Annotated in this window: 26 protein-coding genes and 1 tRNA gene; 10 read left to right on the forward strand and 17 right to left on the reverse strand. The window is 70.4% G+C overall.

What is annotated here, in order from left to right; all coding sequences use genetic code 11:
* Positions 1–618 (forward strand): LysE family translocator, encoded by a 618-nt coding sequence (locus JOE46_RS15280; RefSeq protein ID WP_097212886.1) that lies wholly within the window; start codon positions 1–3, stop codon positions 616–618.
* A gap of 20 nt (positions 619–638) precedes the next feature.
* Here JOE46_RS15280 and JOE46_RS15285 read toward each other — a convergent pair whose 3' ends face one another.
* The gene (locus JOE46_RS15285; protein ID WP_209927753.1) at positions 639–3,440 is read right to left on the reverse strand and encodes a LuxR C-terminal-related transcriptional regulator; all 2,802 of its coding nucleotides are present in this window, start codon (positions 3,438–3,440) and stop codon (positions 639–641) included.
* A gap of 177 nt (positions 3,441–3,617) precedes the next feature.
* On the opposite strand from JOE46_RS15285, the gene JOE46_RS15290 reads away from it, so the two are divergent.
* From JOE46_RS15290 to JOE46_RS15305, 4 genes are all read left to right on the forward strand, one after another.
* On the forward strand, positions 3,618–3,974 hold the full coding sequence (locus tag JOE46_RS15290; RefSeq protein ID WP_097212979.1) for a VOC family protein: 357 nt from the start codon (positions 3,618–3,620) through the stop codon (positions 3,972–3,974).
* Positions 3,975–4,030: 56 nt separating this feature from the next.
* Positions 4,031–4,249 (forward strand): hypothetical protein, encoded by a 219-nt coding sequence (locus tag JOE46_RS15295; protein WP_097212884.1) that lies wholly within the window; start codon positions 4,031–4,033, stop codon positions 4,247–4,249.
* Positions 4,250–4,316: 67 nt separating this feature from the next.
* Positions 4,317–4,790: an iron chaperone gene (locus JOE46_RS15300; RefSeq protein ID WP_097212883.1), complete on the forward strand. Its 474-nt coding sequence runs from the start codon at positions 4,317–4,319 to the stop codon at positions 4,788–4,790.
* 86 nt (positions 4,791–4,876) lie between these two features.
* Entirely contained in the window at positions 4,877–5,536 is a 660-nt protein-coding gene (locus tag JOE46_RS15305; RefSeq protein ID WP_209927755.1) for an SDR family oxidoreductase, read from the forward strand.
* A gap of 10 nt (positions 5,537–5,546) precedes the next feature.
* Here JOE46_RS15305 and JOE46_RS15310 read toward each other — a convergent pair whose 3' ends face one another.
* From JOE46_RS15310 to JOE46_RS15320, 3 genes are all read right to left on the reverse strand, one after another.
* A complete protein-coding gene (locus tag JOE46_RS15310; protein ID WP_209927759.1) occupies positions 5,547–5,837 on the reverse strand; it encodes a DUF1905 domain-containing protein in 291 nt (96 codons plus the stop codon).
* Between the two features lie 90 nt (positions 5,838–5,927).
* Complete coding sequence (locus JOE46_RS15315) at positions 5,928–7,145, reverse strand: RNA polymerase sigma factor (protein WP_209927760.1); 1,218 nt, start codon at positions 7,143–7,145, stop codon at positions 5,928–5,930.
* Entirely contained in the window at positions 7,146–7,850 is a 705-nt protein-coding gene (locus tag JOE46_RS15320) for a YciI family protein (RefSeq protein ID WP_209929120.1), read from the reverse strand.
* A 257-nt stretch (positions 7,851–8,107) separates the two neighbouring features.
* On the opposite strand from JOE46_RS15320, the gene JOE46_RS15325 reads away from it, so the two are divergent.
* On the forward strand, positions 8,108–11,998 hold the full coding sequence (locus JOE46_RS15325) for a Pls/PosA family non-ribosomal peptide synthetase (RefSeq protein ID WP_209927761.1): 3,891 nt from the start codon (positions 8,108–8,110) through the stop codon (positions 11,996–11,998).
* A gap of 2 nt (positions 11,999–12,000) precedes the next feature.
* The gene (locus JOE46_RS15330; RefSeq protein ID WP_097212977.1) at positions 12,001–13,338 is read left to right on the forward strand and encodes a M1 family metallopeptidase; all 1,338 of its coding nucleotides are present in this window, start codon (positions 12,001–12,003) and stop codon (positions 13,336–13,338) included.
* Positions 13,339–13,412: 74 nt separating this feature from the next.
* Here the strand turns inward: JOE46_RS15330 and JOE46_RS15335 are convergent, their stop codons facing one another.
* The 6 genes from JOE46_RS15335 to JOE46_RS15360 all read right to left on the reverse strand — a co-directional run bounded on the left by JOE46_RS15335 (position 13,413) and on the right by JOE46_RS15360 (position 18,023).
* Positions 13,413–14,339 carry a barstar family protein gene (locus JOE46_RS15335; protein WP_097212877.1) on the reverse strand — a complete coding sequence of 309 codons (927 nt, stop codon included), beginning with the start codon at positions 14,337–14,339 and terminating at the stop codon, positions 13,413–13,415.
* Positions 14,340–14,442: 103 nt separating this feature from the next.
* Positions 14,443–15,618 carry an MFS transporter gene (locus JOE46_RS15340; RefSeq protein WP_245221819.1) on the reverse strand — a complete coding sequence of 392 codons (1,176 nt, stop codon included), beginning with the start codon at positions 15,616–15,618 and terminating at the stop codon, positions 14,443–14,445.
* A gap of 98 nt (positions 15,619–15,716) precedes the next feature.
* Positions 15,717–16,373: a GntR family transcriptional regulator gene (locus JOE46_RS15345; RefSeq protein WP_209927762.1), complete on the reverse strand. Its 657-nt coding sequence runs from the start codon at positions 16,371–16,373 to the stop codon at positions 15,717–15,719.
* 63 nt (positions 16,374–16,436) lie between these two features.
* Complete coding sequence (locus JOE46_RS15350; protein WP_097212874.1) at positions 16,437–16,634, reverse strand: hypothetical protein; 198 nt, start codon at positions 16,632–16,634, stop codon at positions 16,437–16,439.
* A 201-nt stretch (positions 16,635–16,835) separates the two neighbouring features.
* Positions 16,836–17,258 (reverse strand): DUF2752 domain-containing protein, encoded by a 423-nt coding sequence (locus JOE46_RS15355; protein ID WP_245221061.1) that lies wholly within the window; start codon positions 17,256–17,258, stop codon positions 16,836–16,838.
* A 30-nt stretch (positions 17,259–17,288) separates the two neighbouring features.
* Positions 17,289–18,023, reverse strand: a complete 735-nt coding sequence (locus JOE46_RS15360; RefSeq protein ID WP_097212873.1) for an RDD family protein — start codon at positions 18,021–18,023, stop codon at positions 17,289–17,291.
* A gap of 211 nt (positions 18,024–18,234) precedes the next feature.
* On the opposite strand from JOE46_RS15360, the gene JOE46_RS15365 reads away from it, so the two are divergent.
* Complete coding sequence (locus tag JOE46_RS15365; RefSeq protein ID WP_077043026.1) at positions 18,235–18,600, forward strand: PH domain-containing protein; 366 nt, start codon at positions 18,235–18,237, stop codon at positions 18,598–18,600.
* Here JOE46_RS15365 and JOE46_RS15370 read toward each other — a convergent pair.
* Positions 18,590–19,276 carry a hypothetical protein gene (locus tag JOE46_RS15370; RefSeq protein WP_209927763.1) on the reverse strand — a complete coding sequence of 229 codons (687 nt, stop codon included), beginning with the start codon at positions 19,274–19,276 and terminating at the stop codon, positions 18,590–18,592. The genes JOE46_RS15365 and JOE46_RS15370 overlap by 11 nt on opposite strands.
* 39 nt (positions 19,277–19,315) lie before the next feature.
* The gene (locus JOE46_RS15375) at positions 19,316–19,951 is read right to left on the reverse strand and encodes a TetR family transcriptional regulator (protein WP_097212871.1); all 636 of its coding nucleotides are present in this window, start codon (positions 19,949–19,951) and stop codon (positions 19,316–19,318) included.
* Between the two features lie 123 nt (positions 19,952–20,074).
* On the opposite strand from JOE46_RS15375, the gene JOE46_RS15380 reads away from it, so the two are divergent.
* Positions 20,075–20,890 carry an MBL fold metallo-hydrolase gene (locus JOE46_RS15380; protein ID WP_307861291.1) on the forward strand — a complete coding sequence of 272 codons (816 nt, stop codon included), beginning with the start codon at positions 20,075–20,077 and terminating at the stop codon, positions 20,888–20,890.
* 12 nt (positions 20,891–20,902) lie between these two features.
* Here JOE46_RS15380 and JOE46_RS15385 read toward each other — a convergent pair whose 3' ends face one another.
* From JOE46_RS15385 to JOE46_RS15400, 4 genes are all read right to left on the reverse strand, one after another.
* On the reverse strand, positions 20,903–21,088 hold the full coding sequence (locus JOE46_RS15385; protein WP_209927764.1) for a hypothetical protein: 186 nt from the start codon (positions 21,086–21,088) through the stop codon (positions 20,903–20,905).
* A gap of 79 nt (positions 21,089–21,167) precedes the next feature.
* Positions 21,168–21,698 carry a hypothetical protein gene (locus JOE46_RS15390; RefSeq protein ID WP_209927766.1) on the reverse strand — a complete coding sequence of 177 codons (531 nt, stop codon included), beginning with the start codon at positions 21,696–21,698 and terminating at the stop codon, positions 21,168–21,170.
* Between the two features lie 172 nt (positions 21,699–21,870).
* Positions 21,871–21,946: transfer RNA gene (locus tag JOE46_RS15395), tRNA-Thr, on the reverse strand.
* A gap of 69 nt (positions 21,947–22,015) precedes the next feature.
* Entirely contained in the window at positions 22,016–23,209 is a 1,194-nt protein-coding gene (locus JOE46_RS15400) for a DNA polymerase III subunit delta' (protein WP_097212869.1), read from the reverse strand.
* Between the two features lie 91 nt (positions 23,210–23,300).
* Here JOE46_RS15400 and JOE46_RS15405 point away from each other — a divergent pair, with 91 nt between their 5' ends.
* Positions 23,301–23,690, forward strand: a complete 390-nt coding sequence (locus JOE46_RS15405; protein WP_097212868.1) for a VOC family protein — start codon at positions 23,301–23,303, stop codon at positions 23,688–23,690.
* Here the strand turns inward: JOE46_RS15405 and JOE46_RS15410 are convergent.
* A complete protein-coding gene (locus JOE46_RS15410) occupies positions 23,627–24,376 on the reverse strand; it encodes an AraC family transcriptional regulator (protein WP_209927767.1) in 750 nt (249 codons plus the stop codon). The genes JOE46_RS15405 and JOE46_RS15410 overlap by 64 nt on opposite strands.

The following is a 24,376-nucleotide window of genomic DNA, read 5'->3' on the forward strand; positions in this document are numbered from 1 at the left end:
ATGACCGCCGCCACCCTGCTCAGCTTCGCGGGCGTCTGCCTGCTGCTCGCGCTCATGCCGGGACCCGACTCGTTCCTGGTGCTCCGCTACAGCATCGGCGGCATCCGCCCTGGCGTCGCCGCGGCCATCGGGGTGGCCATCGGCAGCCTGTTCTGGGCGGTGGTGGTGGCCCTCGGCGTCGCGGCACTGCTCGAGCAGTCCGCGTCCGCCTACCGGGTCGTCAAGATCGCGGGCGGGCTGTACCTGCTCTACCTCGGGGTCCGCGCCCTGCTCCGGCGGCGGGCGGCAGGACCCGCCGCGACGGGACCGGTCGCGGCCTCGACCGGATCCGCGTTCGGCGCCGGGATGCTCTCGTGCGCCCTGAACCCGAAGATGGGCCTGTTCTATCTCGCCGTCGTCCCGCAGTTCCTCGACCAGGTGACCTTCGGCTCGGCGATGACCCTCGGGGCGGTCGAGGCCGTCGTGGCGCTGGTGGTGATGGGCGCCTTCGCGGTCGCCGCGTCACGCCTGGTCGCGCTGCTGCGCAGGCCCAAGGTGACCCAGCGACTGGAGACCGTCAGCGCCGGAATCCTCGCAGCCCTCGGCATCGGCACCCTCGCCTCCGCCGGCGGTTCCTGACCGAAGCGGACCCGCCTCGGTCAGGACGGCCGGGGCGTGGCCATCGGGGCGAGACCGAGATCGGCGAGCGCGGCCGCCCCGCGGTCGGCGTGGTCGCCGCCTGCGAGCACCCTGGTCCGCGCCGACTGGTAGCGGCAACCGGCGGCGTCGAACGCATCCGCCGTGGCGAGCAGACGCTCCCGGTCCCAGGCGAGCATCGCTTCAGCCCTCTCCACGATGGCCCCGGCGACGGGGTTGCACGCCACGATTGTCCGGGCCTCGGCCAGGCGATCGGCGGCATCGGGGCTGCCGGTCAGCACGGTGGCCTCGGCGCGCAGCGCCACGTACCAGTGCAGCCAGACCCACGTGACCCATCTCCACACCTCGCCGGGTTCCGGCGCCATCCGCTCCAGCGCCTCGCCCGCATCTCCGTTGTGCAGCAACAGCATCGAGTCGTAGACCGCCCGGTAGCCGTAGGCATGTTCCGCCGGGGTGGCGAGCTGATCCATGACCTCCGCCCATTCGCGCCGCGCACCGTCGTCGTCGCGTAGGCCGTGGATCATCCCCACACCGGCCACCGCCGCACCGAGAACCGATCCGGTCGGTCTGCCGGACCGCTGCCACGCCTCGAGGAACCGTGCGCTGCGGGTCAGTACCTCGTCGACATTGCCCGCCAACGCGTCGGCCACCAACAGCTGGCTCGTCGCACGATGGCCGACCTCGACCAGCATCGGATGATCCGCGAGTTGCCGTGCCCACCGGCGGGCACCCGGCAGGTCCCCCACGCCGAGTCCGGCCTCGGTGGCCTCACCGAGCGCGTCGATCAGCTCGTGGGTGCCGGTCGGAGTTGGCGGCGCGGACGCGAGCAGCGTGATCCGGCGCCGCGCCGTGGCCGCGGCGGCGAACGCGTCACCGGCCCAGCTCTGGGCGCCGGTGAGCGTGTCGAGCGCGGCGGACTCGGCGAGGGGGTCGCCCGTGCGGTGGGCGAGTTCGACCGCCCGTTCGGCGCGGGCGATCGTCTCCGCTACCGCGTCGTCGGATGCGCCCTCGGCGGCACCGAACGCCTCGGTGAGACCCCTCCCGGCCTCGGCAAGCGCCACCGCGGCCTCGGCGGCCTGGTCATCGCCCGCCAGCTCCCTCGCCTCGGCGATGAGCGCGATCGCCTCCTCCGGCGGCAGGGTCCGGACGAACTTGCTCGCGAACCGGTAGGCGTTCGTGGCGGCGGTCGCGAGGTCGGCGGCGGCGCCTGCGGTGTCCCCGGCTCGCTTCGCCGCGTCCGCGGCCGCCCGGTTCAGGCGGTACATGTCGTCACCACGCATCCGGCACCCGGCCACCGCAGCGGCCTGCCGGAACATCGAGGCGGCGGCCGCCTCGTCCGCGAGCGCGGCCGCCTGCTCGTAGCGCTGCTGGGACTCGCCGATCAGGTGACGGGTGAAGGTCAGCTCCGCCAGCTGCCGGGCGAGGCCGTACGCCTCCGCGCGCTGCGCAGGCCGGTCGGCCACCCACGCAAGGGCGGCGCGGAGATCGTCGGCCACCGCGTCGAATCGGGCCCGCCAGTCCGCCCGGACCACCGCCAGGTCGGCCGCCTCGGCCAGGCACCAGCGAAGGTGCAGGGACCGGACCTCGTCGCGCTCACCGGCCTCGACGAGCCGCTCCATCCCGTACTGGCGGATGGTTTCCAGCGCCCGGTACTGGGTCCCGGTCGGTGACGCGATCACCACCAGCAGGCTCTGCTCGGCGAGCCGGGCCAGCCCATCCGCGACGACGCCCTTCTCCGACGCGGTCACCTCCGCCGCCGCCGCGACGGTGAACGACTTCATGAACACCGACAACCGGCGCAGCAGCACTCGATCGTCCGGCTCCAGCAGGGCGTGGCTCCAGTCCAGCGCCGCCCGCACCGAGCGGTGCCGGTCATCCGTGCGGGCTCCGCCCGCGAGCATCCGGAGCTGGTCGGACAATCCGTCGCTCAGTCCGTCCAGCCCGAGAGTGGTCCAGCGGGCCGCGGCCAGCTCGATCGCAAGCGCCATCCCGTCCAAACCCCCGCAGAACGCGGCAACCTGTTCCCGCAGAGCATGATTCGGCGGCCAGCCGCCCGCCGCCGCGCGATCCATGAACAACGCGACCGCGTCCGATTCGCCGTCACCGGTCAACGACATCGGCGGGACCGTGTACGCCCGTTCGAAGGGCACCATCAACCGAGCCCGGCTGGTCGCCAGCACCGTCACTCGTGGACACGCCGCGAGCAGCCGTTCGATGAAGAGTGCCACCCCGTCCCGAACGTGTTCGCAGTTGTCCAGCACCAGCAAGGCGTGACGGTCGGCCAGCGCGGCAAGCACCGACTCGTCCATGCCACGGCCGGGCTGCTCGCCGAGACCGAGTGCGAGGCCGACCGTACCGGCGACCACGGAGATGTCCGGGCTGGTGATGGGTACCAGGTCGACGAACCACACCCCGTCCGAGTACTCCTCGGCCAGCTCGGCGGCGACCGTCAACGCGAGCCGGGTCTTGCCGACTCCGCCGGGGCCGACCGCGGTCACCTGCCGATCGTTCTTGACCATCGCGGTCAGCTCGGCCCGTTCCAGTTTCCTGCCGATGAACGAGGTCAGCGGTGCGGGCAGGACCGGCGCCGGGTGCGACCGATCGGTGTGCGCCGGCTCGGACGCGCGCTGGGCGAGCGCCCGCCGATCCGGAACCTCCAGCTTGCGCAGGAGCGAGGAGACATGGCTCTCCACGGTTCGCACCGAGATGAACAATCGCGCGCCGATCTCGGCGTTGCTGAGGTGCTCCCCCACCAACGCGAGCACCTCGGCTTCCCGAGCGGAGATCTCCACCGTCGCCATCATGGGCTCATCTTGCAGTATCCGCTTCGCCCTCAGCACCTTCGGACGTTCTCCGTGTCGGGCACGGACGATCCGTGCCCCCTTTCCGTGGACGGTTCCGTGGTCACCACGGATGTGGAGTGGCCCCACCGAGAGCGATGGTTGTGACACATCCGATCCACCCCAACTTCAGGAGTGACCATGACCAGCTCTACCACCCAGGGAATCAAGACCGTGCTGCATCCCGTATCCGACCTGGCGACGGCCAAGACGATCTACGCCGCGCTGCTCGGCGTGGAGCCGCAGACCGACTCGCCCTATTACGTCGGCTTCGAGGCCGAGGGCCAGCACATCGGGCTGGTGCCGGGCGGTGGACCGCAGGGCATGACCGGACCGGTGGCCTACTGGCACGTGCCGGACATCGAGGCGAAGCTGGCCGAGCTGACCGCCGCGGGCGCCATCGTGAAGGAAGCCGCGAACGAGGTCGGCGGCGGCCGCCTGGTGGCCACCGTGACCGACGCCGACGGCAACGTCCTCGGGCTGATCCAGGACCGCTGAGTCCCGCCCCGCTGCCGCGCTCGGCGCCCCCTCGCTCATCTCCCCAAGGAGTCCCCATGAACTCGAACAACAGCTTTCGGCAGATCCACCGCTGGACGGCCATCGTCTTCACGGTCACCGTCATCGTCGCCACGGTCGCGGTGTCGATGAAGGCCGCCATCTGGTTTTCCTACCTGCCGCTGCTCCCGCTGGCCGTGCTGCTCTTCAGCGGCCTCTACCTGTTCGTGCTGCCGTACACCCGGCGCAGCGCGCGGCGCACCCTCGTCGTGCAGTGACTCGGGTGCATCTGCTCCCTAGCATCAATTTCGTCCTCACCATCACTCACACGGAGGAATCAAGGCGATGACTGCTCAGAAATCGACCACACGCACCACTGCGAAGTCCAAGTCCGCGGTCGGGTTCACGGACGAAGAACGTGCCGCGATGAAAGAGCACGCCCAGGAACTGAAGACGGCGGCCCGTCGCGGATCCCGCAATGCCAAGGCGGACGGGGAGAAGGACGTGCTCGAGAAGATCGCCGCGATGGCGGAATCCGATCGCGTCATGGCCGAACGGATTCATGCCATCGTCAAGGCCAACGCGCCGGACCTCGCGCCGAAGACCTGGTACGGCATGCCCGCCTACGCCAAGGACGGCAAGGTCGTGTGCTTCTTCCAGAGCGCGGAGAAGTTCAAGGCCCGGTACGCGACGTTCGGCTTCAACGACACCGCGAACCTCGACGACGGCACCATGTGGCCGACCGCCTTCGCCCTGACCACGTTGACCGACGCCGACGCGGAGAGGATCGGCGAGCTGGTGAAGAAGGCCGCGGGCTGAGGACCGAACGAGGCGGCCCCGCGTTCCGTTGCGCGGGGCCGGACCGACGCGCTGTACTGGCAGCGGCACCGACGGAAGGAACCAGCATGGCACGCGTCGTCATCATCGGCGGTCACGGCAAGATCGCCCGGCAGCTCTCGCGGATTCTCACCGGCCGGGGCGACGAGGTCACCGCCCTGATCCGCAATCCAGCGCACGCCCAGGACGTCGAGGAGACCGGCGCCACCGCCGTCGTCGCCGATGTCGAGGGACTCGACACGGACCGGATCGCCGAGCTGATCCGCGGGCACGACGCCGTGGTGTGGTCGGCCGGTGCCGGCGGCGGTGACCCCACCCGCACCTACGCCGTCGACCGCGACGCGGCGATCCGCTCGATGGACGCGGCCGCCCGCGCAGGCGTCGACCGGTACGTGATGGTGTCCTACTTCGGGGCCCGGGCCGATCACGGCGTCCCGCGCGACAGTTCGTTCTTCCCCTACGCGGAGGCCAAGGCCGCGGCCGACGACCATCTCCGCGGCACCGCCCTCGCCTGGACGATCCTCGGTCCCAGCACGCTCACCCTCGACGCGGGCACGGGTCGGATCGAGGTGGGGCCTGGCCTCGAGTCGGGCACGGTGCCCCGCTTGGACGTCGCGCGGGTGGCGGCGGCGGTGCTGCTCAGGCCGGCGACCATCGGTCGGTTCATCGGTTTCAACACCGGCGACACCCCGATCGAGGACGCGCTCGACTCGCTCGCCGGGGAATGATCGCGCGGCCTCAGGAACCGGAGCCCGCCTGATCGATCCGCTCGATGAGCCGGACCGTCACGGTGTCCCCCTCGCCCTTGCCGATCGCCCGTCGGATGTCGGCGCGGACCGGCAGTTTGTGCGTTCCGTCGCCCATCGCCATGAACGAACTCCGGAACGGGCAGCCGTCGATCGTGCCCCGGACCTTCACCAGTCCCCTGGTCCCGAAGAACGTCACCGACTCCGGCCACAGCACATACGTCCAGCCGCCCTTGCTCGCGCTCTTGCGCATGGTCGCGGTGAATTCCGCCTCCAATATCATCGCCCTCCTTCGCCTGAGGCCTCTGCCGACGCCTACCGATGTAGACGGCCGAGCAGACGGAAACTCATCGACCCGCGGTCCGCCCGGCAGTCAGCTCCGGTCCGCGGGGGTGGCACGGACCTCCTCGAGCCGGCGCCGTAGGAACCGCTCGGTCGTCTCGTTGCCCGCCAACGCCAACGCCGCGAGGTAGGCGTCCTCGGCCTCGGCGGTCCGGCCCATCCGGCGCAGCAGCTCGGCCCGGGCCGGGACCCGTAACCGGGCCAGCCGCGGATCGTCGGGGACCGCGTCCAGAGCCTCAAGGCCCCGCTCGGGCCCGTCCCGAAAACCCACCGCCACGGCCCGGTTCACCGCCACCACCGGCGAACCGGTCAGCTCGAGCAACCGCTCGTAGGCCGCGACGATCACCGCCCATTCGGTCGCGTCCCAGCTCGGTGCGCCCGCGTGCGCGGCCGCGATCACCGCCTGCGGGAAGTACTGGCCCGTGGAATGCCGGGCCACGGCCAGGGACCGCATCCCCTCCTCGATCCGGCCGCGATCCCACCGCGAGCGGTCCTGCTCCTCGAGCGGCCGGGCCGCACCGTCGGCGGCGATCCGCTCTCCCCGGCGGCTGTCCTGCAACAGCATCAGGGCGAGCAGCGCCCACGCCTCCGGCTCGTCGGGCATCAGCTCGCACAGCAAGCGACCCAGCCGGATCGCCTCCTCACACAGCTCGTCACGGATCGCCGAGCTCCCCGAGGTCGCCGAGTATCCCTCAGTGAAGACGAGGTAGATGCACGCGAGCACCTGCGGAACGCGCTCCGGGAGAAGGTGTTCCGGCGGCAGGCGAAACGGGATCGCGGCCGTCCGGATCTTGCTCTTCGCGCGGGTCAGCCGCTGTGACACCGTCGGCTCGGGCTGCAGGAATGCGCGCGCGATCTCCGCCACCGTCAGGCCGCAGACCAGGCGGAGCGTCAACGAGACCTGCGCCTGCGGGGCCAGCGCGGGGTGCGCGCACGTGAAGATGAGGCGAAGCTGATCGTCCCGCACCGGCCACACCTCCTCCTCCGTCGGCGGGAACAGCCGCGTGGCGTCGAGCTCCTTGTTGCCCCGCAACGACTCCCGCCGCAGCCGGTCCAGCGCGCGGTTGCGCGCGACCGTGGTGATCCACGCGCCCGGGTTCTCTGGCATCCCGGTCCGCGGCCAGCTCCGGATCGCCTCGGCGAAGGCCTCCTGAACCGCGTCCTCGGCCAGCGTGAGATCGCCGACCAGCCGCGCCACCGTCGCGATGGCGCGGCCCGATTCCGCCCGAAACACCGGGTCGACGTGCATTTACTCGTCCACGATCTGCCGCAGCTCGATGCAGCCCTTGGGGCCGAGCGGGATGCGCGCCGCCAGGGCCGTCGCCGCCTCCCGGTCCGCGGCCGCGAGCAGGTAGACGCCGTTCGCGATCTCGGCCGCCTCGGTGAACGGTCCGTCGGTCAGCAGCAACTCATCGTCACGGACGCGGACCGTGGTGGCCGACGACGGCGGGTGCAGCGCGCCACCGCCGCGGAGGGCCTGCCCCGCGAACTCCCCGAACCGGCCGTGCGCCCGGATGCCCTCGTCCCACTCCGCCGACCCCGGCGTGTTCGCCGCACCCGCCGGCTCGCGCAGCACCGCCAGATAGCACCCGGCGTGTTCGTCCTCCAGCCGCCAGAAGACCATCGGCCACAGCTCGACGAATCCCTCCGAGGCGTCCGGAATCTGTCGGGTCAGCTCCAGCGCCGCGTCCAGATCGTCGGCCTCGAGCACATAAAACCCGCCGACGACCTCGGAGAACTCGGCGAACGGGCCGTCCGTGACGAGCGTGCCGCCGTTCTCGTGCCGGATCGTGACCGCCTCCGCGGTCGGGTACAGCGCGCCGCCACCGACGAGCGCGGTGCCCGCGGCCTCCCAGAACCTCTCGTGCCGGGCCACTGCATCCCCGAACTCCGGGGTCCCCGGGGTCGACGCCGCACCGTTCTCCTCGCCCGCCAGCAATGCCAGGTAGTACATGGTTGTCATCCTTCCGTGTGGGTGAGGGGCCGGGAAGCCTCTCTACCCAGGCGACGAAGGCGCCACCCCGGATACGACACCACGGCCGAAGAATTTTTCGGGCGTAGTCTGCTCGCATGTCTCAGCGGCAATTTCCGTCGTTGCGCAGGCCCCGATACCCCTCCACTGCGTGCCGCGCTCGTCCACGAGTTCACCAGCTAGCAAACTTGTCATGAGATAACGACTCGACAATCAGCCGACTCAGACAGGAAATCCGGGTGCCACTGCAGTCCCAACCGGAAACGGACCGATCCCAGCTGATCCCGACCGAGTACCTTCGGTCGTCGCTGGCTCCCGCGCCACGCACCCTGATCGACATCGTCATCGCGACCGCCGAGACCAACCCCGAGGCCCTCGCCATCGACGACGGCACCACCACCCTGACCTACCTCGAACTGCTCGAGGAGATGTACCGCGGCGCGCAGCAGCTCGGCGAGGCCGGGGTCGGCGCGGGCGACCGGGTCGGCATCCGGATGCCGTCCGGCTCGTATTCGCTGTACGTGGCGATCCTGTCGGTGCTCGCCGCGGGCGGCGCCTACGTGCCGGTGGACGCGGACGACCCCGACGAGCGGGCGGAGCTGGTGTTCGGCGAGGCCAAGGTCGCCGCGATCATCACCGGCGACTCCATCGAGCCAGGCACCGCCCCCGAGCGCGAGGACCCGCCCGCGCCGCGGGTCCCCACCGTCGCCGACGACGCGTGGATCATCTTCACCTCGGGATCCACCGGGACACCCAAGGGCGTCGCGGTCAGCCATAGGAACGCGGCGGCGTTCGTCGATGCCGAGGCCCGGATGTTCCTGCAGCAGGCGCCGATCGGGCCGGGCGACCGGGTGCTCGCCGGGCTGTCGGTGGCCTTCGACGCCTCCTGCGAGGAGATGTGGCTGGCCTGGCGGCACGGCGCCACCCTGGTGCCCGCGCCCCGCGCGCTGGTCCGCAGCGGCATGGACCTGGGCCCGTGGCTGGTCTCGCGCGATGTCAGCGTCGTCTCCACCGTCCCCACACTGGCCGCGCTGTGGCCCGCCGAGGCGCTCGAGGCGGTGCGGCTGCTCATCTTCGGCGGCGAGGCCTGCCCACCTGAGCTGGCCGAACGACTCGCGGTCGACGGTCGCGAGGTGTGGAACACCTACGGCCCGACCGAGGCCACGGTCGTCGCGTGCGGCGCGCTGATGGACGGCACCGGACCGGTGCGCATCGGGCTGCCGCTGGACGGCTGGGACCTGGCCGTGGTCGACGGCGAGGGCAACCCGGTCGAGGTCGGCGAGGTCGGCGAGCTGGTGATCGGCGGGGTCGGCCTGGCCCGCTACCTCGACGCGGCGAAGGACGCGGAGAAGTACGCGCCGATGCCCTCGCTCGGCTGGGACCGCGCCTACCGCAGCGGCGACCTGGTCCGCCTCGAGCTGGAGGGGCTGCTGTTCCAGGGTCGCGCCGACGACCAGGTCAAGCTCGGGGGTCGGCGCATCGAGCTCGGCGAGGTGGACAACGCGCTGCAGAACCTGCCCGGGGTGAGCGGCGCGGCGGCCGCCGTCCGCAAGACCGCCGCCGGGAACTCGATCCTGGTCGGGTACCTGGCCAGCACCGACCCCGACTTCGACGTCGCCGCGGCCCGGGAGCTGCTCGCCGAACGCCTGCCCGCGGCGCTGGTGCCGAGGCTGGCCCTGCTCGACGAGCTGCCGACCCGCACCTCCGGCAAGGTGGACCGCGCGGCCCTGCCGTGGCCGTTGCCGGGCGCGGGCGCCGGGGACGCCGCCGAGGCCGCCGGGCTCGAGGGCACCGCGGCCTGGGTGGCCGGGCTGTGGGCGTCGATCCTCGGCGCGCAGATCACCGGCCCCGACGACGACTTCTTCGCCAGCGGCGGCGGCTCGCTGGCCGCCGCCCAGGTGGTGACCGCGCTGCGGGAACGCTTCCCCGAGGTCACCGTCGCCCAGGTGTACGACCATCCGCGGCTCGGCTCGCTGGCCGGGTTCCTCGACGAGTTCGCCCCGAGCGTCACCGCGGAGCCGAGGAACGTCGAGCCGACCCCGCGGTCCACCCAGCTCGCGCAGATCCTGCTCACCATCCCGCTGACCACCCTGACCGGGCTGCAGTGGGTGACCTGGCTGGCGATCGTCAACAACGTCTTCGCCCTGTTCACCGACGTGCCGTGGGCGCCGACCGTGTCCTGGTGGGTGCTGCTGGCCGCGTTCGTCGCCTTCATCACCCCGATCGGCCGAATGGCGATCTCCGTCGCCGGGTGCCGGCTGCTGCTGCGGGGGCTCAGCCCCGGCACCTACCGGCGCGGCGGCAGCGAACACGTGCGGCTGTGGGTCGCGCACCGGCTCACCGAGGCCAGCGGCGCGGCCAACCTGTCCGGCGCCCCGTGGATGATCTACTACGCGCGGGCCCTCGGGGCGACCGTCGGCCGCGACGTCGACCTGCACACGCTGCCGCCGGTGACCGGGATGCTCGTGCTCGGCGACGGCTGCTCGGTGGAGCCGGAGGTCGACCTGACCGGGCACTGGATCGACGGCGACGTGGTGCACATCGGGGAGATCCGGATCGGCGCGGGCGCGGCCATCGGGGCCCGCTCCACGCTGCTGCCCGGCGCTCGCGTCGGCAAGAACGCCGAGGTCGCGCCCGGCTCGGCGGTGACAGGGCGGGTCAAGGCCGGGCAGAGCTGGGCCGGCTCCCCCGCCGTGAAGGTCGGCAAGGCCGCCCACCCGTGGCCGACCGAGCGCCCGCCGCTGGCGACCAAGTGGGTGCCGGTGTTCGGGCTCACCTCCGTCGTCATCGCAGGCATGCCGATCTTCGCGCTCGCGGCCGGGATCGCGCTGATCGGCTGGGGCGTCCGCGACACCCCCGACCTCGGCGCCGCTGTGGTCCTGGCGCTCGCCTGGCTGCCCGCCGCGACGATCCTGACGCTCGCCGTGTTCGCGGCGCTGACCCTGATCGCGGTCCGCGCGCTCGGCATCGGCCTTCGCGAGGGCTACCACCCGGTGCGCAGTCGCGTCGGATGGCAGGTCTGGGCGACCGAGCGGCTGATGGACTCGGCGCGGACCCTGCTGTTCCCGCTGTACGCCAGCCTGCTCACCCCGGTCTGGATGCGGCTGCTCGGCGCGAACATCGGCAAGAACACCGAGATCTCCACGGCGCTGGTGCTGCCGAAGTTCACCACGGTCGCGGACGGCGCGTTCCTCGCCGACGACACCATGGTCGCCTCCTACGAGCTCGGCGGCGGCTGGCTGCACATCAAGGAGGCCAAGGTCGGCAAGCGCGCCTTCCTCGGCAACTCGGGGATGGCCGGGCCCGGTCGGCGGGTCCCGAAGAACGGTCTGGTCGCGGTGCTGTCCGCGGCGCCGAGCAAGGCCAAGTCCGGCTCGTCGTGGCTGGGCAGCCCGCCGGTGCGGCTGCGCCGGTCCGCCAACGACACCGACTCCTCCCGGACGTTCGAACCGCCGCTGCGGCTCAAGATCGCCAGGGCCGTGGTGGAGACGTGCCGGCTGATCCCGGTCATGATCACCTTCGGCATCGGCCTCGGCGTGCTGTTCGCGCTGCAGGCGATGGCGGGCGCGATCGGCTTCTGGTTCGCCGCCCTGTTCAGCGGGATCGTGCTGCTGGTCGCGGGCGCGGTGGCGGGCACCGCCTCGATCGTGGCGAAGTGGCTCGTCGTCGGGCGGATCCGGAAGGTGGAGCACCCGCTGTGGAGCTCCTTCGTGTGGCGCAACGAGGTGTCGGACGCGTTCGTCGAGACCGTCGCCGCGCCCTGGTTCGCGCGCGCCGCCACCGGCACCGCCGTCCTCACCGTCTACCTTCGAGGCATGGGTGCGACGATCGGCCGCGGCGTCTGGTGCGAATCCTATTGGCTCCCAGAGGCCGACCTGGTGACCCTCGGCGACGGCGCGACCGTCGAGCGGGGTTGCGTCGTGCAAACCCACCTGTTCCATGATCGGATCATGGCCATGGACACCGTCACCCTCGGCAACGGAGCAACCCTGGGACCGCACTGCGTCGCGCTGCCCGCGGCAGGCATCGGCGACGGCGCCACGGTCGGCCCCGCGTCCCTGGTGATGCGCGGCGACACGGTGCCGCCGAACACCCGCTGGCAGGGCAACCCGATCACCCCGTGGGCGTGACGATGGTCAAGCCAGGGAAGTTCGCCGCCGGCGGTGCCGGCAAATTTTACGAGGAACCGCTCGATTCGTACCTGCCGCACGTCGGCAACCGCGGCTATCGGGTGTCGCGCTATGAGCTGGACCTGACCTACAAGGTGGCAGGCAACCGGCTGTCCGGCAAGGCGTCGATCACGGCCGCCACCACGGAGATCCGGACGAAGTTCGCCTTCGACCTGTCGCAGAGCCTGTCGGTGTCGAAGGTGTCGGTCAACGGCGCCAGGCCTGCGAAATACACCCACCAGCACGGGAAGCTGACGATCACCCCGGCGCATGCGATCCCGGCGGGCGGCGCGCTGTCGGTCACCGTGCAGTACGCGGGCACCCCGAGGCCGATCCGCAGCCTCTGGGGCGAGGTGGGCTGGGAGGAGCTGACCGAGGGCGCGCTGGTGGCCAGCCAGCCGAACGGCGCCGCGTCCTGGTTTCCCTGCGACGACCACCCGGGCTCCAAGGCCAGCTACCAGATCTCGATCACCACGGACTCGCCGTACTTCGCGCTGGCGAACGGCGCGCTGGTGCGCAAGCAGGTCCGGGCCAGCCACACCACCTGGGTGTACGAGCAGACCGAGCCGATGGCCAGCTACCTGGCCACCATCCAGATCGGGCACTACGAGCGCAGGCACGCCGATCACGACGGCCTGCCCATGTACGCGGTGCTCCCGCCCCGGCTGCGGACGGCGTTCGAGCACGACTTCGGCAGGCAGCCGCAGATGATGGAGACCTTCGTCCGGCTGTTCGGGCCCTACCCGTTCGCGGACTACACCGTCGTCGTCACCGACGACGAACTGGAGATCCCCATTGAGGCGCAGGGCATCTCGGTGTTCGGCGCGAACCACTGCGACGGCAGGCGCAGCGCGGAACGGCTGGTCGCGCACGAGCTGGCACACCAGTGGTTCGGCAACAGCCTGACGCTGGGGTCGTGGCGCGACATCTGGCTGCACGAGGGCTTCGCGTGCTACGCGGAATGGCTGTGGTCGGAGAACTCGGGCGGACCGTCGGCAGAGGAGATCGCCACCCAGGCGCACCGTAACCTCACCGGGCTGCCGTACGACGTGCTGCTCGGCGACCCCGGGCCCGAGCTGATGTTCGACGACCGGGTCTACAAGCGCGGCGCCCTCACCCTGCACGCGCTGCGGACCGCGCTCGGCGACGGGGCCTTCTTCGACCTGCTCCGGCAGTGGACCGCCAAGCACCGCCACGGCACCGTCACCACCGAGGAATTCACCGACCTGGCAGCGCATTACACCGATCGCTCGCTGCGCCCGCTGTGGGACGCGTGGCTGTTCCAGAAGGCGATGCCCTAGCCGCACGAGTTGTTGATGGAACCGCAGCGCTGCGGATCGCCCGCGGAGGTCGAGGGTGGCTCAATCCTGACCAGTCACTGATCCTCGGACAGATCGCGCAGCTCGCTGTACTTACCGAGAACACGCTCCCTCTCCGCACCGAAGGGGTAGCCCGAACCGCTTGAAGAACCCACTCTCAGGCCTGCATGATCCAAAGCCCGATAGATGTCCTCGTCGATCTCAACGAGGTCGCCCTCCCCTCGCACACCCACCGACACGACCACATCGCAACGCTGTCGCTGCGGTTCTGCGAGATGCTCAGCTGAACCGTCGAGTTGGACCGGGTCGAGGATCTGCCACCTCGCCCACCCGCCAACCCGCTCCTCGAGCGTGGACGCGATGACCTCGATCATCCCCGCGGCGTCAGCGTTGGTCGTTTCGAATTCGAACTCGACGATCTCCTTCGCTGTGATCGGCCAGGAACTCGGTGGTGTGTCCCAGAGACTCCCGGTCTGGACCGGTCGTCCATTGACGGGACCGAGATCGTGGGCGGTCGATTCGACGATGCACAGCATCGGGTGCGAGAAGAGCGCCGCCAGGCGCGCATGCTTCGCGAAAATGGTCAGCAGCACATCTGCCGTCCGGCGGTCCAGGTTCACCAGGGCGTCGTAGCCGGCAAGGGCGAGGACTGTGCCGGCGGTGTCCGGGTCGCTGCCGTATCGGAACTCGCCGACGTCGTACATCAGATCGTTGAAGGCGTCGAGGTTCTTGCCGTAGAAAGCGGGGAACGACAGTGCACCGGCCAACGCCGCGTGGACGTCGACGACGGTGGTGCTGTGCTGCAGATCGATCCGATGGACCAGGTAACCGAGTTCGTCGAGTCGCCTAGAAGCGCAGTCGAGCCCGAATCGAGTGTCGTACCTGTAGACGGATCCGTTCTGTAACAGGCTCCAGTCGAAGCGCTGCCGTTGTGTGTCGAAGAGCTCTCGATCGAGCGGGTCGAAGACAGGACCGCGAGGCATGCACGAATCGTAGAGGAGTGGTCGGTCCGGCCAAGGCGCGTCGGCACGGCGCTGAACAGGTCGGTGTGGCCGCGCCGCCCTCACCCAGCTCGCCACCCGACGATCAGCGGGTCGGCAGGTGCGATCGGCTCTTGGCCAGTACCAGCACCAGGGACGCGGCGGCGACCACCGCGCCGATCACGAACAGCATCGGGTAGCTGAACACCGTCGGCCAGACCTGCACGCACAGCGCCATCGCCGCGGGCACCGCGAACCCGATGTAGGTCAGCGAGTAGAAGACCGCGGTGAGCCCGGCGAGGTCGTCGGGGCGCGCGATCCGCTGGATCTCCTGCAGCCCGGACACCAGCGCCATGCCGTAGCCACCGCCGAGCACGACGGCCGCGGCCAGCGCCAGCGGGACCGTCAGCCGGTCGGCGGCGACCGCGGCGACGGTCATGCCCACCACCAGGATCGCCAGCGCGACGGCGACTGCCCTTGCGCTGCGCGGGGTGTCGATGCGCCTGCCCACGGCCTGGATCGAGAACCCGGCGGCCAGCGCGACCACGCAGAGCAGCGCCGAGAACGCGACCGGGCGACCGCCGCTGTGCGGGGCCATCAGCGCGGGCATCACCGCGTAGGCGCAGCTGGCCGAGCCGAACACCCACGGCGCCAGCGGGGCGATGACGTACCGGAACCGCAGGTGCCCCGCGGCCGGGATCCGCAGGTCCTCGCGCAGCGGTACCCGCTGGTCGGCCGGGACCGCGGGCCGGGTCTCCGGCGCCGCGAACAGCGCGACCCCCGCCGCCGCCGCGATCGAGATGTGCACCAGGTACGCCAGCGCGCTCGGCCACGGCGCCCACTGCGCGAGCACACCCGCGACCCCGGCGCCGAGGGCGAACCCCGCGGTCAGGCTCATGGCCGCACGCCTGGCTCCGGCACCCGTGCCCGCGCGCCGATCCCACGGCGACGTCGACAGTTCCTTGAGCCAGCTGCCGCCGACCGCCATGCCGATGCCGAGGCCGACGCCGCTGAGGATGCGGCCCGCGACCAACAGCGCGGAGCTGTCGGCGCCGGTGGCGAGCACCAGCGAGCCGGCCGCCGCGATGAAGGGAGCGGGCAGCATCACCGGCCGCCGCCCGAGCCGGTCGGACAGCGGGCCGCCGATGAGCAGGGCGGGCACGATGCCGAACACGTACGCGAACAGGAAGCTGTCCACCACGACCGGGGAGTAGCCGTGGTCGAGGCGGTACATCACCAGCAGCGGGGTGAACTCGTTGCCGCCCCACGCGACGGCGAACATCGCCGCGGACACGAGCGCCCACGGCGCCACGACCCGTTTCCGCGAACGGCCGTCGTTCGCGGCCGGTGCCGTCTCGGCCGCGAGGTCGGTCCGCACGCTCATCGGGCACCGGCCTGCAGCAGCGGCAGGCCGTGCACGCGGCGCATGTGCACCGTCACGGCGGCGTCGTAGCCGTCGGCGTCCGCCGCCTCGACCAGGTTTGCCAGCGCCGTGTGGTCGTCGATGATCGACGCCAGCTGCAGTGGGTCCCTGGCCAGCGAGCGAGCGGTCATCCGGCGCTGCCGCTCGCGCAGGCCTGCGTAGAAGGTGACGAGCAGCGGGTTGCCGCCCGCGCGCACGATCAATCCGTGGAAGTCGGCGTCGAGGCCACTGAAGCCGTCCACGTCCCCGCTCGCCGCCGCCTCGCGCTGGCCGACGAGGTTCGCGCGCAGGGCCGCGACCAGCTCGGTCCTGGCGGTCTCGTGGCCGGTGACGGTCCGGACGGCGTCCGTCTCGACGAGCCTGCGCGCGGCGACGACGTGTTCGGCCTCGCCGTCGGCGACCGGCACGATCAGCGCCCCGCGCTTGGGGTAGAGCCGCATCCAGCCCTCGGCCTCGAGCCGGAGGAAGGCCTCGCGGACGGGGGTGCGACTGGTGCCCATCTCGGCGGCGATCTCGCCCTCGCTGATCAGCTCACCACCGGGCAGCGCGGCGGACAGGATCCGCTCCTTCACCTCGCGGTAGACGACCTCCGCCGCCGAATGCAACTTAGACACAAGATGTATTTATACCGACCGCAGGCGGCACCACCGCAGGTGGGTGGCATTTCGGGTGCGGGTTTAGGGGACCCAGTACTTGGCCGCGAGGTGCTCGATCACGGGATCGTCGTCGAGCGCCTCATCCAATGCGGCCAGGTCGTCGTCGAGCGCGACCAGTCGCGGATCGTTGCCTTCGCCGCGCTCGGAGGGATAGCCGCCGTCCTCGGCGATCTGACGCAACAGCTTCTCCCGGACGCGGTCCTTCAGCGAATCGGCCATAGCTGAGCATTGACCAGAGCAGCCGCCCTGTCGACCGGACGCGCCGAATCAGTCGTCGTGCTTGCGGAACACCCGACGCGCGATCGGGATCAGCACGACCAGCGCGCCGACGAGCACGATCAGCGAGAAGATCTGCATTGCCATCGGAACCTCCGGGTCGAGTTCGTCGATCGTCAGGTCGGCGCGAGGACCGCCTCGCCGTCACGTCGGGGCGAGCACCGCTCCCCACGGGGTGTTACGCACCACGGTGAACACCGCCAACACCACCAGTATCCCTGCCGTGGCAGACCGGCCGAGCACGATCATCCGGTCGTCGACTCCGCCCCATCGCCGCCGCAGCCAGCGTATCCACGCCACCACCAGCACCACGACCAGCGGCAGGATCAGCACGTTGCTCGACAGCGACCCGATCAGATCCCCGTGGGTGAGGTCGTTCACCGCGCGCAGCCCACCGCAGCCCGGGCACCACCAGCCGGTGATCACGTGGAACGGGCAGAAGCCGTAGGCACCCGCGCGGTGCGGGTCCCGCAGGTACAGCAGGGTCGCCGCGCCGAGGCCCGCCGCCGCGACCGCGAGCGGCGCGCGCAGCGAGCGGGCCCGGGTCTCCGGCTTGGTCATCGTCATCGGGTCACCGTCATCGCGTCACTTTCACTCTCATTGCGGTGCGGTCACCGCGCCCTTGATCACGACCGAGGTGACCAGCATGTCGTGCCAGCACCGGTGCCGCGGGTCCCACAGCGGCCACAAGAAGTTCAGGAAGCAGAGGTCGCCGAGGATCCACAGCAGCAACCACCGCACAAATGCCATGCCCGGGCCGAGCGGGCGTCCGTCCGCCTCGCGGACCACCGAGATGCTCAGCCATTTCTTGCCGAGCGTCTGCCCGGTGTTGCCCTGCCGGAACACCATGTTCCAGACCAGCAACGCGAGCGCAAGCAGGATGCCGGCCACCATGATGGCGATACCGACGCCGTTGACGTTCGTGAGCTCGCTGTCTGAGTCGTAGTAGTAGTCGCCCGAGTAGGTGGTCGTGACCGATCTCGCGTCCTTGAACGCGATGAATGCCCCGAGGCCCGCGAGCAGGTAACCCGGCAGCGGAACCACGATCCGGTCGAGCAGATATGCGCCGACCCGAGACCACCAGGAGGCATACGGATAGGCGGGCGGCGGCGGACCGCCGTAGGGCTGGCCCGGCGGCGGATAGCCCGGCTGCTGCGGGTACTGAGGGGCACCGTAGGGCGGCTGGCCCGGAGGCGGATACTGCGGGGCACCGTACTGCGGCTGACCGTACTGCGGCGGCTGCTGGCCGTACTGGGGCTGGGGCGGAGGAGGACCCGGCGGCGGGCCTGGCTGCGCGGGATCGGGTTGCTGGGGCTGATTCGGGTCCGACATGGCGCCACTTCCTGTCCGCAGGGTGGTGGTTCACTTCCCAAACCATAGCCCCGAACGACATTCGGCCACGTTCCTTGTCCGTCCGGTTCGCGGGGGCTACATTTCGCCTGATCCGAAAGCACGGGCACCGACGCCGGGATCGCTACCGTCGAGGGCCTCCGACGTCGGCTCCTGAGACTGCGAGACGTGCGGCAGCGACAAGGAGACAGACATGACCGAACCGATATTCGACAAGTCCGAACAACTCAAGCAGGTACAACAGGCGATTCTCGCGGGCGAGACGATCATTGCCGTCTACGACTGCATCGGTGCGGGCACCGGATTCATGGGACTGACCAATCTTCGCCTCGTCATTCAGGACAAGAGCTTCGTCGGCAGCCGAACCGCGATCACGTCCATTCCGTACAAGAATGTCCGGTCGGTGTCCTTTCTCAGCAACAAATCATGGGCCGGACATTTCTTCTCGTCGAGCAGCATTGCCGTGGACATCGGCCAGCAGACCTATGAAGCCGACTTCCGCGGCATCGAAAAGGCGCAGCACGTGCACCGGGTGATCCTCGAGCAGATCACCCGGTAGGCCGAACTCCGGTCAGGTCGTACACATATCGGCTCGTGGGGATCACGTCCACGTCGGTGCTCGCGCCGAACGTGGACGTGCTCTCGATCATTCGTGACACCCGGCGCCCGAGCTCCGCGTCGTCCCCGCCGCTCCCGTAGAACGCGTGCGGATCGGTCATCGCGGCCATCGGGAACAGTTCTTCGACAAGGGCGTCGGCGCGAGCGTCGGCGGTGAGCGTCTCGATCACGGTGTTCTGCACGTAGCCGAACGTGGCCTGGGTCTCGATCGCCACTGTGGTGTGGTCATCCTGCCAGCGGCGGAGCCATTCCGACCGATCCATGCCCGCGGGTATCCGCAACAGCGCGAGACCGGCGAGGGCGTCGGCGCGAACTCCGTTGTCCGACTCCGGAGGCGGGATCGGCGTCCGTTCGTCGACCACCCATCCCGCGACCCGGTCGGCCGCCGCCGTGAGGAGGCCGGTGACGGCCGCGAATTCGTCTGGAATCCAGACGCTGACGATCGCACCCACCGGCTGCTCATAGGTCGTGAGACGAAGCTGGGCGGGAGCGACGTCGGCGTCGGCGATGTTGATCTGGAGCCTGGTGGCGCCGAGCGCGGCCAGTTGCTCGCGGAGACGCTCCGCGAACAACGCCTCCTGCAATCGCGACCCCCACAGGGCGTACATCAACTTCATCGTCGAATCCTTTCCGTGGCCTGGCATTCCGGCGTTGGCCTAGCCCGTCGTGGACGAATGGGCCGCAGTGAGCAATCCGACGAGCAGGTCGATCACGTCGTCGGGTTCCGGCCGGCCGCGGTGGTCGGCGTCGGACATCCGTTCGTAGTCGGCGATCAATGCGAGCAGGACAGTCGCCAGTGACTCGAGCCGGTACCGGCGAGCGACGGCGGGCAGATCGCCGATCAGGTGATCGAGCCGCGACATGACGATGCGGACGGTCGGCCGACTGTCGCCGTCCAGGTTCATCTCGTCCGCGACGGAGCGGTGGTGGCGCACGCGCTCGAAGAACCGGGCGAAATGCGTCGATCCCGGCTGATCGACCACCTCTACGAGGGGAAGCGCCAGCACCGTCAGCAGTGCCCGGATGTCTTCGCCCCCTGGCGCACCCTCGCACTCGGCGAGCAGCTCCATCCGCCGGAATTCCAGCCCGCGGAGGTGATACTCGACGATCGCGGCGATCAGGCCGTCGCGGGAACCGAAGTGGTACTGCACCGCCGACTTGTTGCGCTGACCCGCCGCGCGGGCGATGTCCTGCAGCGGGACGTCGATCCCGGCCTCGGCGATCAGCACCTCCGCGGCACGCATGATGGCGTGCGGAGCCGATCCCTCCCGCAGCCCTTCCCCGACCTTCACCGCTCAAAGGTAGGGTCACACATCACCGAGGTCAATGCCTAATACTTATTCTTTAAGTCTGACTACTTAAGTCCTTGGGCCCGCGGTTGCGCCGAGCACACCCAGGCCGGAGAGTGGTCCCCCGTGAGCCATCGCATCCACCACCTCAGCTGCGCGACGATGTGCCCCAGCGCCGGCCTCGTGCCCGGCCTCGCCCCGTCTCGCCTGGTCGCGCACTGCCTGCTGGTCGAGGGACCCGACGGCCTGACGCTGGTGGACACGGGCTTCGGCACGGCCGACGTCGCCGATCCGATCGGCCGGCTGGGCCGGCCGTTCGTGATGTCGGTCGGCGCCAGGATGGACCTCGCGCTCACCGCAATCGCCCAGGTGCGCGCGCTCGGCTACGACCCGTCGGATGTCCGCGACATCGTGGTCACCCATCTGGACGGCGACCACGCGGGCGGCCTCGGCGACTTTCCGTGGGCGCGCGTGCATGTACACGCCGACGAGCTCGCGACCGCGCGCGCACGGCCAACCCTGCTCGACAAGACGCGGTACAGCGCGAAGCAGTGGGCGCACGACCCGACCTGGGTCGAGCACCGCCCGGGCGGCGACCGGTGGTTCGGGTTCGAATCGGTGCAGGCGGTCAGCGAGGACGTGCTGCTGATACCGCTACGTGGGCACACCTTCGGGCACAGCGCGGTGGCGGTGCGTCGTCCCGGCGGCGGCTGGTACCTGCACGCGGGCGACGGCTACTACTTCGCCGACGAGAAGCTGACCCCGCCCTCCTGCCCGCCGGGCCTGCGGGCGACACAGATCCTGATGGAGATGGATCGCCGGTCGCGAATCGCCAACCAGGGCAGGCTCCGCGAGCTACACGCCGCCCACGGCGACGAGGTCACCATCATCTGCGCGCACGACGCGAGCGAGTTCGAGGCGCTGGCCGCCGTCACCGACTGAGCGCGTTTCCGGCTATCCGGCGAGGTCGTCCGGGCCGATCGGGTCGGCGTCCCAGAGGGCCTGGGTGACCGGCGGCCGGGCCCGGAACCGGTTGACGAGAACGAACCCGAGCGCGATGAGCGCACCCACCACGGCGCCCGTCACGACGCGGCGACATGCGCGGGTGAACTTCGTCGGCTCGGGTTCGGTGGAGGTCATGCGAGGAGTCTCCCGCACTCTCCCACAAGACCTGAATAGCCCCTCGCCTACGGCGCAGGTGAAATCCCCGCCTGGTGCATCATCTTGTCGTCGTCACACTGCTTGACTCAGCCGAGAAACGTACTTTTGGATCGATCCCCGCCTCCTTGAGTTGCCGCACGCAGGCCTTGAACCGCTCGAATGCTTCTGCATCCCGGGCACGCACTGCTGTGTCCTCATTGAGGGCGTTGATGTTCTTCCCAACCTCAGCGACATGCCATGCTATGGAGACACGCAGGACCTCGAGTGCCTCTTCGTACTGCGCCCTTTTCAAGACTTCAACGCCGGTCGCCAGGCGTTCATACGCCCAGAGCAAGACGTAGTAGCTCTCGATCACACGGGCATCGACCGAGCGCCTAGCGTCCGAGTTCCCATACCGTTTCGTGCCGACTACATGTCGGGCGTCGGCTACCGCGCCGGTCGTCATGTCTCGATGCAGATCCGCTGCGAACTTGAGCGCATCGCGCCGCCCCATCCTCAATCCGTTGCGGTAGGCAAGCCACGCCGCCAGGGCGCTACCTGCCGCGATGAAGGCTGACAACAACGGGACCACATGCGATGCGCTCGTCACTAGGCGAAAGTAACAGTTTTGCGAGGTAGTCCCGCGTGAGCCCTTCCCTAGTGCCGCGTTAGTGCCGGCCGGAAGCGACATTGAAGGCGCTGGCCACAATCGGACCCGGGCAACGCTGGTACAGAAACGACTCTGGCCTGCCCGCGTTAGCGGACAGGCCAGGCCTTTCGATTGGAGCCGCCTAAGAGAATCGAACTCTTGACCTTTTCATTACGAGTGAAATGCTCTACCGACTGAGCTAAGGCGGCGTGCCCGACCTCGCGGTCGAGCCAGAGGGAGTCTAGCGGCTCACCCCGCGGATGCGAAAACGGGCCCCGCTACTTCAGCTCGGCACCCAGCTTGGCGACCATGGACGCCACCGCGAACCGGGGCTTGACGTTGATCGAGAGCGCCTCGCGGCACTCCAGCACCGCCTCCACACACCGCAGCAGCGCCTCGGGGCTGCCCGCCGCGGCCATCTTCCTGACCTGGTCCGCCTTGTCCGGGTGGTTCGGCTGTGCCCCCGACCCCAGCGCGACCGCCAACGCGTCCCGGTAGAGCCCGGCCAGGTCCATCAGGGCACGGTCGAGGCTGTCGCGGCCGGTCCTGGTGGCCCGCGACTTCTGCCTGCGCTCGAGGTCCTTGAGGGCGCCGGCCGAGCCGCGCAGCGCGCCCGCCGCGCCCTTGCCGGTACCGCCCGCGCCGAGGGCGGTGCGCAGCTCCTCGGTCTCGCGTTCGTCGCGGGCCGCGCTCATCTCCTTGGCCTCGGCCTCCGCCGCCCGGACCAGCTCGTCAGCCGCCGCGTATCCGGTGGCAGGCCGGGTCGCGGCAGACGCGATGCCCAGCGCCTGGCCGCGGCGCGCCCGCGCCTCCTCGTCCGTCGCCAGCCGTCGGGCCCGGCCGACGTGGCCGCCACTGATCGAAGCGGCCAGCAGTGCGGTCTCGGCGTCGAGCTGATCGCGCTCGCGCAGCACCCCGGCGATCGCCTCCACCGACGGGGTCACCAGCGCCACGTGCCTGCACCGGGACCGCAGCGTCACCGAGATGTCCTGCGGGTCCACCGAGGGGGCGCACAGGAGGAAGACGGTCCGCGCCGGCGGCTCCTCGACGACCTTGAGCAGCGCGTTGGCCGCGCCCTCGGTCAACCGGTCCGCGTCCTCGATCACCACGACCTGCCAGCGCCCGGTGCTGGGGCGACGCGACGCGGTCTGCACGATGCCGCGCATCTCCGCGACGCTGATGCTCAGGCCCTCGGGGATCACCCGACGCACATCGCCGTGGGTGCCCGCCATCGTGGTGGTGCAGGCATGGCATCGCCCGCACCCGGGCTCGCCCTCGTCGGTGCACTGCAGCGCGGCGGCGAAGCACAGCGCCGCGACGGAGCGCCCGGAGCCGGGCGGCCCGGTGAACAGCCAGGAGTGCGTCATCAGCGAACCTGCCGAGGCGGCGCCGCCCCGTGCCGCCCTCGCGGCACCGGTCAGCTCCATCTCGACATGCTCCTGGCCGACCAGTCGATCGAATACTCCCGCCACGGGCCGAGCCTATCGGGCGGGTCCGACGCCGCCGGGCGGGCGTCCGAAACGTTCAAGACCGTCCGGACCGCGGGGAACTACCGTCGCGGGCATGACGCCACAGCTCTCCATGATCGGTCTCGCCGTCGCGGACCTGCCCCGCTCCTTCGACATCTACCGACGCCTCGGCCTCGACCTGCCCGCCGATCCCGGCCAGGAGCAACACCACGAGATCACCCTGCCGGGCGGCCTGCGGGTGGGCTGGGACACCCTCGAGGTCATCCGCGGCTTCGCCCCCGACTTCACCCCCGGGACCGGTGGCCCGTCGCTGGCCTTCGACTGCGGCACGCCCGAGGCCGTCGACGCCAAGTACACCGAGCTCACCGAGGCCGGGTGCACCGGTGAATCGAAGCCGTGGGACGCGTTCTGGGGACAGCGCTACGCGGTCGTCAGGGACCCGGACGGCCACGGCATCGAACTGTTCGCGGCACTGCCCGGCTGACCGAGCAGCCCGGTCAGGGAGGTCCCCGCCAGCGCCCGGACCTCCCTGGCCAGGTGCGCCTGATCGCTGAACCCGGAATCCGCCGCGACCCGCGCGAGCGGGATGCCCCCTCGGGCGAGCCCGAGCGCGCGGTCGAAGCGGAGCACCCGGGCCAGCGTCTTCGGGCCGTACCCGTATGCGGACAAGGACTTTCGATGTAGGCGGCGTTCGCTCCAGCCCAGGCTCGCGGCGACCTGCGCCACCGTGACGCCGCGCGCCAGCTGCGCCGCGATCGCGGTCTCGACGGGACGCCCGACCCCGACGAGACGGTCGCGTGCCGCCGCACTGATCGCCCGCAGCGGATCCGGCTCGGCGGCATGGAAGAGGCTGCGCACCATCGCATCCGGCCACAGCTGCTCCAGCGGCACCCGCACGTCTCGCAGCTCGTCGGCGCGGACACCGAACACGTGCGGTCCGACGCCTGGCGCGAACCGCAGACCGATCGCCCTGCTACCCGCGGCCGTGGTGCGGTGCGCCCGGGTGTCCGGACCGGCCACCAGCAGCCCGCGCTCGTGCCAGATCAGATCCATGCACCCGTCGGGCAGCACCAGGGCGCCCTCGTCCGGCCTCGACCGGCATGGCGGATCCGACGTCACCGACCAGGCGACCGCTCCCGGAACTTCCGCTCGCAGTTCCCGATACGCCAC

It is taken from the genome of Rhodococcus sp. PvR099 (assembly GCF_017833315.1).
GTDB classification, from domain to species: domain Bacteria; phylum Actinomycetota; class Actinomycetes; order Mycobacteriales; family Mycobacteriaceae; genus Rhodococcus_G; species Rhodococcus_G oryzae.